The sequence below is a fragment of the Tenacibaculum bernardetii genome, assembly GCF_029125915.1.
Classification (GTDB): domain Bacteria; phylum Bacteroidota; class Bacteroidia; order Flavobacteriales; family Flavobacteriaceae; genus Polaribacter; species Polaribacter bernardetii.
Window position 1 is genome coordinate 41926 of sequence record NZ_JAQJCU010000008.1, and the last position, 14136, is coordinate 56061.

General features: G+C 28.9%; 13 protein-coding genes. 5 read left to right on the forward strand and 8 right to left on the reverse strand.

The features are described from left to right. Nucleotides 1–10 precede the first annotated feature (10 nt). From ligA to P2G10_RS08280, 5 genes are all read right to left on the reverse strand, one after another. On the reverse strand, nucleotides 11–2008 hold the full coding sequence (gene ligA / locus P2G10_RS08260; protein ID WP_275316065.1) for an NAD-dependent DNA ligase LigA: 1998 nt from the start codon (nucleotides 2006–2008) through the stop codon (nucleotides 11–13). 24 nt (nucleotides 2009–2032) lie between these two features. Further along, nucleotides 2033–2596 carry a hypothetical protein gene (locus tag P2G10_RS08265; protein WP_275316066.1) on the reverse strand — a complete coding sequence of 188 codons (564 nt, stop codon included), beginning with the start codon at nucleotides 2594–2596 and terminating at the stop codon, nucleotides 2033–2035. Between the two features lie 495 nt (nucleotides 2597–3091). After that, on the reverse strand, nucleotides 3092–3466 hold the full coding sequence (locus P2G10_RS08270) for a hypothetical protein (RefSeq protein WP_275316067.1): 375 nt from the start codon (nucleotides 3464–3466) through the stop codon (nucleotides 3092–3094). 95 nt (nucleotides 3467–3561) lie between these two features. After that, nucleotides 3562–5004, reverse strand: coding sequence for a glyceraldehyde-3-phosphate dehydrogenase (locus P2G10_RS08275; RefSeq protein ID WP_275316068.1), 1443 nt, complete (start codon nucleotides 5002–5004; stop codon nucleotides 3562–3564). A gap of 136 nt (nucleotides 5005–5140) precedes the next feature. Then, the gene (locus tag P2G10_RS08280) at nucleotides 5141–6520 is read right to left on the reverse strand and encodes a trypsin-like peptidase domain-containing protein (protein WP_275316069.1); all 1380 of its coding nucleotides are present in this window, start codon (nucleotides 6518–6520) and stop codon (nucleotides 5141–5143) included. A 133-nt stretch (nucleotides 6521–6653) separates the two neighbouring features. Here P2G10_RS08280 and dapF point away from each other — a divergent pair, with 133 nt between their 5' ends. From dapF to mltG, 3 genes are read left to right on the forward strand one after another with little or no spacing between them, the layout of a single operon-like run. Beyond that, on the forward strand, nucleotides 6654–7424 hold the full coding sequence (gene dapF, locus P2G10_RS08285) for a diaminopimelate epimerase (protein WP_275316070.1): 771 nt from the start codon (nucleotides 6654–6656) through the stop codon (nucleotides 7422–7424). Beyond that, nucleotides 7424–7948, forward strand: coding sequence for a GNAT family N-acetyltransferase (locus P2G10_RS08290; RefSeq protein WP_275316071.1), 525 nt, complete (start codon nucleotides 7424–7426; stop codon nucleotides 7946–7948). Before dapF ends, P2G10_RS08290 begins: the two co-directional genes overlap by 1 nt. Then, entirely contained in the window at nucleotides 7941–8969 is a 1029-nt protein-coding gene (gene mltG / locus P2G10_RS08295) for an endolytic transglycosylase MltG (protein WP_275316072.1), read from the forward strand. The genes P2G10_RS08290 and mltG overlap by 8 nt, the downstream gene beginning before the upstream one ends. A gap of 9 nt (nucleotides 8970–8978) precedes the next feature. On the opposite strand, the gene P2G10_RS08300 is transcribed toward mltG, so the two are convergent. From P2G10_RS08300 to P2G10_RS08310, 3 genes are all read right to left on the reverse strand, one after another. Further along, the gene (locus tag P2G10_RS08300) at nucleotides 8979–11645 is read right to left on the reverse strand and encodes a carboxypeptidase-like regulatory domain-containing protein (RefSeq protein ID WP_275316073.1); all 2667 of its coding nucleotides are present in this window, start codon (nucleotides 11643–11645) and stop codon (nucleotides 8979–8981) included. Beyond that, nucleotides 11633–12370, reverse strand: a complete 738-nt coding sequence (locus P2G10_RS08305; protein ID WP_218772818.1) for a GLPGLI family protein — start codon at nucleotides 12368–12370, stop codon at nucleotides 11633–11635. The genes P2G10_RS08300 and P2G10_RS08305 overlap by 13 nt, the downstream gene beginning before the upstream one ends. Before the next feature lie 66 nt (nucleotides 12371–12436). Next, complete coding sequence (locus P2G10_RS08310; protein WP_275316074.1) at nucleotides 12437–12727, reverse strand: hypothetical protein; 291 nt, start codon at nucleotides 12725–12727, stop codon at nucleotides 12437–12439. A gap of 233 nt (nucleotides 12728–12960) precedes the next feature. Here P2G10_RS08310 and P2G10_RS08315 point away from each other — a divergent pair, with 233 nt between their 5' ends. Further along, nucleotides 12961–13176, forward strand: a complete 216-nt coding sequence (locus tag P2G10_RS08315; protein ID WP_218772820.1) for a helix-turn-helix domain-containing protein — start codon at nucleotides 12961–12963, stop codon at nucleotides 13174–13176. 336 nt (nucleotides 13177–13512) lie between these two features. Continuing rightward, nucleotides 13513–14103: a peptidoglycan-binding protein LysM gene (locus P2G10_RS08320; protein ID WP_275316155.1), complete on the forward strand. Its 591-nt coding sequence runs from the start codon at nucleotides 13513–13515 to the stop codon at nucleotides 14101–14103. Nucleotides 14104–14136: the final 33 nt, after the last annotated feature.

Here is a 14136-nt window from a genome sequence, read left to right on the forward strand (position 1 = left end):
AAATATTTTCTTAATTAATCATATTGATAAAATCTTGCTCAGAAATAATAGAAACACCTAAACTTTCTGCTTTCGCTAATTTACTTGGTCCCATATTATCTCCAGCAACAATAAAACTTGTTTTTTTAGAGATTGATGAACTTACTTTTCCGCCGTTATCTTCAATAGCTTTTTTAAGTTGATTTCTACTCATTTGATGAAAAACACCAGAAACCACAAATACTTTTTCAGCAAGTTTATCTGTCTGACCTTCTAAACTTTCTGCAGAAACCTCTAACTGAACTCCGTGAGTTTTTAACCTATTAATTAATTGAATATTTTCTAAATTGTTTGAAAAATCGATAATACTTTGGGCTATTCTACTTCCTATTTCATCTACAGAAATTAGCGTTTCTAAATCGGCCGCTAATAAATTATCTATCGACTTAAAATGCTTTGCTAGTTTTTTTGCTACAGTTTCTCCCACAAAGCGAATTCCTAAAGCAAACAGTACTTTTTCAAACGGAATTTCTTTTGACTTCTCAATTCCTGCTATCATATTTCTAGCAGACTTTTCAGCCATTCTCTCTAACGGAATTATCTGATCAACTGTTAAATCATATAAATCAGCATAACTCTCAATCAATCCTTCTTTACGCAATAAATCGACCGTTTCTCCTCCTAAACCATCTATATCCATGGCTTTTCTACTGATGTAATGTTGAATTCTTCCTGTAATTTGTGGTGCACACCCAAACTCATTCGGACAGTAATGTTTTGCGTCACCTTCATTTCTTATAAGTTCGGTATTACATTCTGGGCAATTGGTTGCATATTTTGTAGGTTCAGAATCATCAGGTCTTTTTGATACATCTACTGCTATAATTTTCGGAATAATCTCACCTCCTTTTTCTACAAAAACAGTATCATTTATTCGAATATCTAATTTTTCAATCTGATCAGCATTATGTAACGAAGCTCTTTTCACTACAGTTCCTGCTAATTGCACAGGTTTTAAATTTGCTACTGGCGTTATAGCTCCTGTTCGGCCTACCTGATACGTTATTTCTTCTAAAACTGTTGATACCTGTTCTGCTTTAAACTTATAAGCTATTGCCCAGCGCGGTGCTTTTGCCGTATACCCAAGTTCTTCTTGTTGTTGTAAATTATTAACTTTAATTACAACTCCGTCTGTTTCATATGGCAAATCATGTCTTTTAACATCCCAGTTATTTACAAAATCAAAAACAGCATCGATAGTTTTTGCTAGTGTAATTGTTTCTGGCACTTTAAAACCTACTTTTCGAGCATTCTCTAAATTCTCATAATGTGTTTTATATTTACGTTCTTCTGTAACTACTTGATACAAAAAACAATCTAATGGGCGTTTTGCAACCTCAGCACTGTCTTGCAATTTTAAACTTCCACTTGCTGTATTTCTAGGGTTTTTATATTCTTCTTCTCCATTTACAACTCTTGCTTCATTCATTTTACGGAATCCTTCAAGAGGTAAGATGATTTCTCCACGCATCTGAAAATCAGCAAGAAAATCACCATTAAGTGTTAACGGGATTGATTTTATAGTACGAATATTAGTGGTTACATCATCTCCCTGAAAACCATCTCCTCGTGTTACCGCTTTTACAAACTGACCTTTTTCATAGGTTAAATTTATAGATGCGCCATCGTATTTAAGCTCGCATGTATATTCAATATCATCAGAGCCTAACATTTTTTGAATGCGCTTTTCCCAGTCTTGTAAATCTTCTTTAGAATAAGAATTATCTAAAGAATACATTCTGTTTTTATGAGTAATAGTTTCGAAATTTTTAGTAATTTCTCCTCCTACTCTCTGCGTTGGCGAATTTGAATTAAAAAACTGTGGATTATCTAACTCTAACTTTTCCAACTCTTTCAGTTTTATATCGAAATCATAATCTGAAATAGTTGCATTATCTAACACATAATAATTATAATTGTGCAGATTTAGTTCATCGCGAAGCGATTGTATTTGTTGTTGAATTGTCATTAAAATAGTAGGACTAACAATATATTATTTTTTTACTGTACCTGTTAAAAACTGAATTCCTTTTGATATTGGATTCCCAGAAAAACGACGAAAAGAAACTATTTGACCAACGTGCCAAGTTGCATCCGATATTGGTCCGTTTAAAGTGTTCCAAAACGAGAATTCTTTTTCTCCAAATATAATTTTATATTGTGATACATCTTTGCTTACTCTTAAAATATCACTTGCATCTTTTAAATTTTCTAACGTCTTTTTACGTTTCTCTGTAAATGTCATTTCAGGTTGTTTTTCTCCATTCGGTTTCTTTAACATCGCATTTAAAGTAACCTGAGATAAGCCTAAAATATGATCTATTGTTTCCATTGAACTTCTTGATTCTTTATTTGGCTTAAAATCCAAATCTTTAACTGTTAATCCTTCTGTTGCCCAATAATAACGAAAACCTAATCCGTCTATGATTCTACTAGCAACTGCTCCTGCAGTATATTCCGTTGCTGCTTCCGGAATCTCGTAATATGGTAATCTTGTTTGCGCATTAGTTGTTGCAATCATTAATATTATTAAAATAGAAGGAAAAAATAATTTCATATCTTTAATTTTAAAGCTAATTTAAGAAAAAGTTTTGGGTATTAATCGTCAATAACAAAAGTTGTGTAGTTGTTTAAAATAGAAATCACTAATACATATACAAGTAGTAATATGTGCAATTGATTTTTAACTCAATCACTAAAAAAACACAAACAAAAAAGCATCACCTAAAATAAGTGATGCTTTTTTAAAATTTTCCATATTGATTAATCCCCCAATTTATCAATATGATTTTCCCTGTGTATTATACTACAAATATGCAACGAAAAAACGCTTTACAAAAACACTTTTGTATAGATGGTATCATTTTATGTATAGATTGTTTTCACTACTACATAAAACCTTCAGTAATATAATTTATTCTTAAAAATAAAGTTAATAAATTTAATTATTTACAATTAAAAACCAAAATTTAAAATACATACTAATTTTTTAACAAAAAAAAGACTAAAGCTTTCGCTTTAGTCTTTTTTTTAATATATGATGCTTTATATATTATTTTCTTAATTTCATCGAGTAAACGATATCTCCTTCTGTTGCAGAAAACAAAAGCTCTTTGTCATTTAATAGCTTAATTTTTAAACCATCAATTAAACTTTCATCTCCTTCTAATTTAATAGATTTGGTAGCTTCTACAAACTTCCAATTACCATTCTTTTCATCATCACTCATTACAACTTGGTACTTACCATCTTTGTGAAAAACCATCCAACTGTTATCATCTGAATAATTTTGAATTTCATCACCGATTTGTACTGACTCAACCTGCCATTTACCTGACGTTAAAAAATCTAGTTCATTAATTTCTTGCGAAAAAGATGTTGTTACGACACTTAGCAACAACAAAAGCATAGGGAATACTTTTCTCATAATTTGGGGAGTTAGGGGTTATAATCCTCAAATATAACAAAATAGGTCAAAACAAAAAATGTTTTGACCTATTTTTACTAATTTATTATATTATGCTAATAATATGTATAACGTCTAACTTTAGCGATATGCTTTGCTAAACGCATTACTTGATGAGAATACCCGTACTCATTATCATACCAAACATATATTACAATTGTATTACCATCTGCAATAGTTGCTTTACTATCAAAAATTGAAGGAGCTGTTGTACCAACTATATCTGATGATACTAATTCATTATTTAATGAGTATTGAATTTGCTCTACTAAATCACCTTCTAAAGCATATTGCTTCATAATAGCATTTACAGCTTCTACCGTGGTGCTTGAATTTAATTGTAAGTTTAATATTGCTAATGATCCGTTTGGTACTGGAACACGAATAGCACTTGATGTTAATTTACCTTCTAAAGCTGGTAATGCTTTTGCAACAGCCTTACCTGCTCCAGTTTCTGTAATTACCATGTTTAAAGCTGCTGCTCTACCTCTACGGTATTTTTTATGCATATTATCTACTAAATTCTGATCATTAGTATAAGCATGTATTGTTTCTAAATGTCCTTTTTTTATTCCGAAGTTATCTTCTAAGACTTTTAAAACTGGTGTAATTGCATTGGTTGTACATGAGGCTGCAGAGAAAATATCTATATTATCAGGGTTGTTTTCGGCATGATTTACTCCGTGTACGATATTCGGAATTCCTTTACCTGGCGCAGTTAATAATACTTTACTTGCTCCTTTTGGTACTAAATGACGACTTAATGCTTCTTTATCTTTAAATGCACCTGTGTTGTCTATAATTAATGCATCGTTGATTCCGTATTTAGTATAATCGATATCTTCTGGTTTACCAGCAGAAATCATATATACTGTAGTTCCGTTAATAATTAACGCATTGTTATCTACATCAACTTGAACAGTTCCTAAAAAATCTCCGTGAACTGAATCGATACTTAATAAAGATGCTCTTTTTTCTAATACTGCTTCGTTAATTTCACCACGAGTAACAACTGCTCTTAATCTTAATTGAGAACCTTTACCCATTTTACTCATTAACTCACGCGCTAATAAACGACCGATACGTCCAAAACCATATAACACAACATCTTTAGGCTGAATATTTTCTGCCTGTGTAGCGTCTTTTAATTGATTTTGTACAAAAGCTAATTTATCAGCATTGTCATCGTCTTGTAAATGATATTCGTATGCTAATTTACCGATATCTAATTTTGATGCTGGTAAATCGATAGATTGTATTGCTTTTGCTATTTCTAAAGCATCGTTTATAGAAATTGGTTTTGCTACGAATTCTCTAGCATAATCTATTAAATTTAAAACCTCACTAGCTCTTTTATCTACTAACGGATTTCTAAATAATACTAATTCTATAGATTTATCGTACCATAAATCATTAACGATATTAATAAACTCAACCGTAGCTCGTCTTACTTGCGCTTGACCTACTACTTCACTTTCGTAATTTGTTATTGTTGACATAGTTGTGTGTTAACTAATTTTTTTAAAATTTGCTGTAAAAATAAGGATTTCAAACGGTTTCATAAATAGTTTCATCAAAGAAAAATGTCGCTAAAAAATAATTTTCAACGACATTTGTACCTTTTAGCTATATGTTTTAAAATCTAAAATATTCTTTTTTACCTTCAGGACTCATTAATTCTAGTATCATTTGTTGATTACCAGTATAAGCATCTAAAGCAGTAACAGCTTCAGAAGCACTTGTTATTTCTTTACCGTTTATTTTAGTTAAAATATAACCTGCACCTACTTTATAATACTGAAACCCTTTGTTTTTAGTTGCCGTAATTTTTGCACCTTGCTTTATATTATACTTTCTTTTTTCTTTTGATGTTAAATCTTTTAATTGTACTCCGAAAGAAAACGAGGTGAATGTACTTTTTTTAGCCAACTTAACAGTTTTCATTAAATCTTCACCATCTCTAGTAACCGTTAAGTTTACATATTCTCCTGGTCTTTTTGCCGTTAATTGCCCTTTCAAATCAGAGAACTTAGTTATTTTAATATTGTTTACTTTGGTTATAATATCCCCCTCTAATAAACCTGCTTTTATTGCTTCACTATTACTTTCTATTTCACCTATTTTAACACCTTCAATATCTTTTATTGAATTATCAACGCTAATACCAATTATAGCCTCTTGTACAGATCCGAATTCTAACAAATCATCCACTACCTTTTTAGCAATGTTAGATGGCACTGCAAAAGAATACCCAATAAAAGAACCTGTTTTAGATGATATTGCTGTGTTTATCCCTATTAATTCTCCTCTAGTATTTACTAAAGCTCCACCACTATTACCAGGATTTACGGCTGCATCTGTTTGAATAAAAGCTTCAATATTTCTATTTCCATCTAAATCTCTTCCCTTTGCACTTACAATACCTGCTGTAACTGTTGATGTTAAATTATAAGGATTTCCTACTGCCAAAACCCATTCTCCTATTTTTGCATTATCAGAATTACCAAAAGGTAAATACGGTAAATCCTCGTCTGTAGCTACTTTTAACAAAGCAATATCATTACTTTTATCAGTTCCTACTAAAACAGCTTTTAACTTTTTACGATTATTTAAGGTAATCTCAATTTCACTCGCTCCTTCTATCACATGATTATTGGTTACAATATATCCGTCAGGTGAAATTATAACTCCACTTCCCGTTCCTACTTGCTCATATTTACGTGTACCGCTTCGCCCGAAAAGTTGCGCATACGGATTCTGCTGTGTTCTTACCGCTGTATTTTTAACATGCACTACTGCATGCACTGTTTTATCTGCCGCTTCGGTAAAATCAGTAGGACTTAATTCCGAATTAATGACTGTTGATGAATAGTTTGCTGGTATTGTTTTTAATGGTGATTGTATTTCGCTCACCTGAATTATTTCTTGCGGACTTTCAATAAACATCTTATATCCTGCAAGTGTAATTACGCCTCCTAAAATGGCGATTCCTAATGTTTTAATTGTTTTTTTCATTTGCTTACAAAATTTATCTATTCAAATATAATATTTTAACATTTTCAAAAAAGTTGTTTAACGTTGTTTTAACGGATTTTAACCGCTATTTAACACATTTTAATTCATTAGAAATCTTGTATATTTGCTTCTTATGAATTTAGTTTTTTACAAATACCAAGGAACAGGTAACGACTTTGTTATAGTCGATAACCGCACAAAAATATTTCCGAAAAATAACATTGCTTTTATTAATAAACTATGTAATAGAAATTTTGGAATTGGTGCCGATGGCGTGATTTTAATTGAAAATCACAACACAACCGATTTTAGAATGATTTATTTTAATGCAGATGGAAGCGAAACTATGTGCGGAAATGGCGGAAGATGTGCCGTTGCCTTTGCTAAAAAACTAAACATTATTGATCGTAAAACAACTTTTACTGCTTTTGATGGTGAACATTATGCCGAAATTGACAATGGCATTATTTCATTACACATGGTAAACGTAAACGAAATCAACATAAAAAAAGACGCTGTTTATGCATTTACAGGCACACAACATCATGTAGAGATAGTTGAATCCTTAGATAATTACCCTGTTTTTGAAAACGGGAAAAAAATAAGATATAGTTACGATTCTCCTGGTGCCAACGTTAATTTCACACAACAAATAAACAACAATACTTTTAGGGTTAGAACCTATGAAAAAGGTGTGGAAAATGAAACTTTAGCCTGCGGAACAGGCGTTACAGCAGTTGCTATTGCAATGCACGCTACTAAAAGAACAACTGAAACTTTAATTAAACTACCTGTAGAAGGCGGTTTATTAGAAGTTAGTTTTGATGAAGAAAACGGAAATTACACAAATATTTTTCTAAAAGGACCTGCCCTTTTTGTCTTTAAAGGCGAAATTGAATTGTAATGAATACATTAAAAGGTACACATATAAATTTAAGAGCGCTTGAACCCTATGATTTGGAGTTTCTATTTCAAATAGAAAACAATGAATCTTTTTGGGAAATTAGCCATACGCAAGCACCGTTTTCTAAATTTATTCTAAAGCAATATTTAGAAAATGCCCATTTAGATATATATGAAGCAAAACAATTACGCCTAGTTATTGAAGATAACACTTCGTTAAATGCTATTGGTATGATTGATGTTTTTGATTTTAATCCGCAGCATAAAAGAGCCGGCATCGGAATTTTAATTCACCCTGATTATCAACAAAACGGATTTGCATCTGAAGCTTTACAACTATTAAACAACTATTGTTTTACATACTTACAAATACACCAATTATACGCTAATATTACAAGCGATAATAAAAACAGCATTCATCTTTTTACAAAACACAATTTTAAAGAAATCGGTGTTAAAAAAGATTGGATTCTAAGCAACAATATATATAAAGACGAAATTTTATTTCAATTGATAAATGAATAAGAAAATAATATACATAGCTATTGCCATTATATTTTTAATTGGCGGAACTATTGGTTTTAATTTTTATCAGAAAATATTTGGCAATGCGGTTACTAAAAGCGGCGCTATTTATATAAAATCTGATGATACTTTTGATGGATTAAAAAAACAGCTATCTAATTACATCGATAAACCTGAAAACTTTATTTGGGTTGCCGAAAAGAAAAAATTCACAAAACCGAAAGGCGGAAAATACATTCTTAAAAAAGGAATGAGTTTAAACGATTTGGTAAACTTATTAAGGAGCGGAAACCAAACTCCTATAAAATTATCTTTTAACAATCAAGATTCATTAGAAAAACTGGCAGGTAGAATTGCAGAACAAATTGAAACTGACTCCACTTCTTTAGTAAAAGTAATGAGAGAGAAAGACTTTTTAGTGAAAAATGGTTTCAATCAAAAAAATGCGTTAGGTATGTATATTCCTAATAGTTATGAATTTTATTGGAACACCTCTGCTGAAAAATTCCGCAGTAAAATGCTTATTGAATACAATCGCTTTTGGAATACAGCAAGATTAGCTAAAGCTAAAAAACTAAACTTATCAAAAAAGGAAGTTATTACCTTGGCTTCTATCGTACAAAAAGAAACTGCGCAAAAAAGCGAACGCCCAATTGTAGCTGGTTTGTATTTAAACAGGTTAAGAGATGGTTGGCATTTACAGGCAGACCCTACAGTTATATATGCGATTAAACAACTTAAAGGTGATGACTTTATTGTAAAACGTGTACTTAATAACGATCTTAAAATTAAATCGCCTTATAATACGTATCAAAATACAGGTTTACCGCCATCATTAATTGCAATGCCAGATGTATCATCAATAGATGCAGTTTTAAACTACAAAAAACATGGTTACTATTATATGTGTGCAAGTGTAGATAATATTGGTTTTCATGATTTTGCAAGTTCTTTAGCACAACACAACAGAAACGCGGCTAAATACCAAAGGTGGATTAATCAACGTGGAATAAATAGGTAAGTTTATTCTTTAGAACCTATATTCCAAACCTATTAGTATAGATTTTGGCAGCAGATTGTATTCTGTTGTCGAAGTTCCAATATCGCTTATATTAGAATCTCTGAACTGCTTTACATTAAACAAATTCTTACCAACTAACTCCATTGTTAATTTATTTTTAATTAACGTGTAAGTGCTTTCAAAATCTAAAAAAGTATACCTATTATTTACTTTTAAATTTCCAAAAGAATAGTGTTCTAATTTTATTTTAGAATTAAGACTTTTGTTAAATGCAAAGGATAAATCTAAAAAGCTAACATTATCTACAAAAGAATTATTTTCTATAATTTTTATTTGAATATCTTTCCATTCTGACCCTATATGGTAATTAAAAAAACCTCGAAAACTAGAACGTAATTCAAAACCATAATTATAATTCTTTGTTATTATTTCTCTTAAACTAGAATTATTAATTGTGTTTTTATATTCACTCTTAACATAACCAGTTTTTAGTTTTAAAATTGAATTAATAAACTTAAAATAGTAGTCTGCATTTGCTACAATTCCTATTAACTTTCTATCTTTAATTAAAACTTTATTTACTTGAACGTAATTTTGACTTAAATTAATATCTGAGGAAAAAAAATCATGATTTACATTATAAAACATTGAAATGTTAGCAAAAAAACGATCACTCCAATTACCTAAATTATAGTTAAACCTTAAGTTAGATGTGCTCAATTGATTTAATTCATTGATTCCTCTTGAAAAAGATCGAAAATCAGTTAGTAAATAATTACTATAAACATCTATTATACTTGTATTTGTTTTATTATAAGAATAATAAGATGAAATTTTATTTCTATCATTTATAGCCCAACTAACCCCTATCTTAGGGTTTATAAAAAAAGGTTTTTGTTCTTTTGTAGTATTTTCATTTTTTAGAAAATTAAGAATTTGATGAAAATTTAATTCTCCCAAAAAATTAATTTTTTTAAGCTTATAAAGATATTTACTCTTAAGATACAAATCATTTACCCTATAAATAGTTTTATTTTGATATCCAACAGGCGTACTTATAACATTAGTATTCTCTAGTAAAGACAAATTAGATGTAAGCTCATCTCCTCTAAACTTATTACCTAATTGTAATTCTAATAAACTCCCATTTTTTTTTCTATTTAATAAATGAGCACTCACACCTGCAAATTGCATATAGTTCGCACTATATTGTTTTACATTGTTAACTTTATCGGTGTTTACAAATAAATCACTAAACAAAAATCTATCTACTTTGTAATTTTGAGGTGTTTCTTCATTTATTAATCTCCCTGTTAATAACAACACCTTTTTGTCATCTAATTTATGAGTATAGGTTATTTTTTGATCAAACAGTTTATTTTTAGATTTTACTCCTTCAATTGTTGTATCACCATTAAACACTAAATTGGAAACGCTATTAAAATCCCCTTGATTATACTTTAGAGAAGATACCAACATTTTATTTTTAGATATATTATAATTTATATCCAGTTTACCAAAAGCGATGTTATTCTTTTTTGTTAGCTTATAATTTTCTTTATTATCAAAACTAATATTATCTAAATCAACAATCTCTAGGCTGTTTTTAGTAAAACCAACAATATCACTATTAAAAAAACCTAAAGCTTTTATCTTTAGTTTATCTGAAGGATTAAAAATTGCATTTAATGATAGTAACTTTGCATTATTAAAATTTGTACGATTTTTATTAAAGCTTAAATTTATATTTGATAATTCTAATAAACTTGTTGCTTTTTGATCATCTCCAATACTACCAGGTTCATCTAATCTATACGGATTTATTAACTCTTGTACATCACCTACCGCATCATATCCTAAATTATTTAAATTGGTAAGAAAATAATACTTATTCTTCTTTCCAAAATTCATTAAATTCCCCTTGAAATGATAAAAATTATTATTACCAATACTTGCTTTAGAATTACCAAACCAAATTCTTTTTGAATTTTTATCTAGTTTTAAATTTAAAGCAACTTTATCACTATCTTCTATACCTTTTAATAAACGATTATTAGAATATTTTTTTAGTATCTCTACTTCTTTTATAGCATAAGAAGGCATGTTTTTAGATAATATCTTGTAACCTTTTTCAAAGAAATCATCACCATCTACCATTAATTTTTCTATCTCCCTATCTCCTACTTTTATAGTTCCTTCACTATCTACAGTAAGCCCGGGAATTTTCTTTAATAAATCCTCTACAGAATATTCACTTCCATCTATAAAAGATGACACATTAAAGAGTATTGTATCTTTTTTAACAATAATTGAACGCTTACTTTTTACAATTACTTCATCTAATGTTATTTTATTATCCTCAAGAACAACCTTTTTTTCAATAACTACTAGCTTATTATCAACAAGTAAATCAATAGTTAATTCTTTATAAGGCAACGAGGAAAATGTTAAAGAATAATGTCCCTTTTTAACTTTATCAAAATAAAAATATCCTTTTTCATTTGAATAACAATAAGACACAATACTTTTAGTGTTTTTATCTTTTAAAATAACAGCAACACTATTAATATTTTCTTTACGGCTATTCTTTATATATCCATGAATTTTAGATTGAGAGAACAAACTATTAACAAATACCAATAAATAAACTGTAAAAAATAAATTTATTTTTCCCATTCATATACTAATTCAAGGTCATTTCTATCATTTTTAGGTATTGTAACAATTGCATCTTTTGGTAATAAACTCATAAGTTTAGCCCTCATTATTTTCGAATTCTCTTCTTCAATTTTAATAAGTTTTCTTAAGGATACTCTTTTAACTTTTTTGTAAGGAACTTCAATTTTTTTTACACCTGGATATTTAATTTTACTTGCTCTCCATTTAAAAGTATTCGTTACATCTTTTATTTCTAGAATTAAACCTGGTAAACCATTAAATTTCCATGGACCAAAAGAAAAAGGTAATTTTATAGAGTACCATGCTTTATAATCTCTACCTCTAAAATTAACTGTTGCTTTATTACAATTATAGTTAGCTATTTTTTTTGTTTCTGTATAATCTATTTTCCAATTCATTTTTGGAATTTCTTCAACTATTTCATAAATAGTTTTTTTTCTTATATCATAACTAATAAGTGTATTGTTTTTTTTATTGGTTAATCTATAAATATCAATTCTATCTCCACCTATAGTAATCTCATTAGAAGAAGTTATTCTTGCCTTGTTACCTGTATTTAATTTTTCTAAAAAAGTTTTAAATATGGCTTTCTCATTATCACAATTTAATACTGCAATTGTTTCATTATATCTAGAATTATCATAAAAATCATACTCAACAGTAATCTTATTTTGTTGTGAAAACCCTAATAAAGGCATAAGTAATAGTAAAATAAATTTCATTTTTTTCTTATTACATAAAAGGTTTTACATGTTTTTTAATACATGCAAAACCTTTAAAATTAATTATTACTGTAATGCATCTAACAAGTCTGACAATAGCTGCTTACAATCTGCTGCCGTCTCTGTTTTCACAGTAATATTAACTACAGTTTGTCCTGTTTGATTATTCTTAATATGAATACTACAGTCACCACTAACTTCATCATAACTTATAGTAGAAATTGTTTTAACATCTTTTTTTACAAAGTTTTCTACTTTAAATGACTCAATATTGTTATCATTCATTTTTTCTAAACCTGTTGCATTCGCTGTAACAAAAGCACCTAAAAATAGTGCTGTTAAAAATACTTTTTTCATAATTTTTAATTTAATAAAATATTTAGTTAATCTATGAAATATTTATAGTCAACCATAGCATATTGACTAAATTGCAATGTTTTTCAAAACTATACATTTAAAAAACTGACACAAAAATATTCCTACTCCTTTTGCGACTAATGGTTAACCCTATTTTAAAATAGGGTTAACCATTAGTCGCAAAAGCTATTTTTATAATAATAATAATAATATCTTTAGCACAAAAAAAGAGCATGAAAAAGTCTACAGAAATTGAACTTTCTTTAATTCTTATAAAGTTAAAAGAAGAAAGATTAAAAACGGGGATGTCGCAAGTGGATTTTGGAGAAAAAATTGGTTTAAGTCAAAACGCATACTATAAATTAGAAACTGGAAAAACGAAACTTGATATGTATCGTTTTTTAGCTATCTGTAAAATTTTAGATATTGAGCCTAAATCTTTTTTCTAATGTACTATATAACTACCACTATATGTGTGCAAGCGTTGAAAAAATTGGTTTTCATGATTTTGCAAGCTCTTTAGCTCAACATAACAGAAATGCTGCTAAATACCAACGGTGGGTTAATCAACGAGGAATTGTTAGGTAATTTTAACAAAATTTTATTCTCAGTAAAACATCAAAAAAACCACAAATAAGATAATCTAATTATCATTTCATTGATTTTTAAATAACAAAAACATCAATAACGAGAGATATTCATATTTTACAACAATCTTAACGTATTGATTGCTAATGATTTACATTAATTAGTGTACATTTGCATCGCTAAACAGAAAGTAACTAATTATCAAGTATTTAGTATTTTTATTAATAGGTTTTGTAGCGCTCGTTAGCTTTACAACTCCAAAAGTTAAAAAAGATAAAACAACACCTAAACCAAAGAAAACAGCATATTATGCTGATAACTTTAATATTCCTTTCTTGGTTAAAGATTTTGTTGGCTTTAAAGAAGCTTTAGCTTTTAAAGAATCACAAGGAAAATACCGAGTTGTAAACAAACTAGGCTATTTAGGGAAATACCAATTTGGAAGAGAAACCTTAAAAAGGTTTAGAATTTACAATACGCAAAACTTCTTAAAAACTCCTGAATTACAAGAAAAGGCATTCGTGGCTTACTGTAAAGTAAATAAATGGATTTTAAGAAAAGACATTAGAAGAAGTGTAGGTAAAACTATTAATGGTACTAAAATTACCGAATCTGGTATTTTAGCTGCAGCACATTTAAGTGGTGCTGGTAACGTTAAAAAATACTTGCGATCAAACGGTGTTTTTAGATTTAACGATGCATTTGGAACATCTATAAAATCTTACATGAAAAAATTCGCCGGCTATGATGTTTCTAACATCAAACCTAATAAAAAAGCGCGCGTTTAAAACGTTAAAAAACATAAAAAAATCGCATCTTAG

Coding starts and splice junctions, on each gene's coding strand:
- P2G10_RS08270 (WP_275316067.1), bottom strand. CDS start 3,466: ATGAGAAAAGTATTCCCTATGCTTTTGTTGTTGCTAAGTGTCGTAACA.
- P2G10_RS08280 (WP_275316069.1), bottom strand. CDS start 6,520: ATGAAAAAAACAATTAAAACATTAGGAATCGCCATTTTAGGAGGCGTA.
- P2G10_RS08300 (WP_275316073.1), bottom strand. CDS start 11,645: ATGGGAAAAATAAATTTATTTTTTACAGTTTATTTATTGGTATTTGTT.
- mltG (WP_275316072.1), top strand. CDS start 7,941: ATGAATAAGAAAATAATATACATAGCTATTGCCATTATATTTTTAATT.
- ligA (WP_275316065.1), bottom strand. CDS start 2,008: ATGACAATTCAACAACAAATACAATCGCTTCGCGATGAACTAAATCTG.
- P2G10_RS08315 (WP_218772820.1), top strand. CDS start 12,961: ATGAAAAAGTCTACAGAAATTGAACTTTCTTTAATTCTTATAAAGTTA.
- P2G10_RS08275 (WP_275316068.1), bottom strand. CDS start 5,004: ATGTCAACAATAACAAATTACGAAAGTGAAGTAGTAGGTCAAGCGCAA.
- dapF (WP_275316070.1), top strand. CDS start 6,654: ATGAATTTAGTTTTTTACAAATACCAAGGAACAGGTAACGACTTTGTT.
- P2G10_RS08290 (WP_275316071.1), top strand. CDS start 7,424: ATGAATACATTAAAAGGTACACATATAAATTTAAGAGCGCTTGAACCC.
- P2G10_RS08310 (WP_275316074.1), bottom strand. CDS start 12,727: ATGAAAAAAGTATTTTTAACAGCACTATTTTTAGGTGCTTTTGTTACA.
- P2G10_RS08305 (WP_218772818.1), bottom strand. CDS start 12,370: ATGAAATTTATTTTACTATTACTTATGCCTTTATTAGGGTTTTCACAA.
- P2G10_RS08265 (WP_275316066.1), bottom strand. CDS start 2,596: ATGAAATTATTTTTTCCTTCTATTTTAATAATATTAATGATTGCAACA.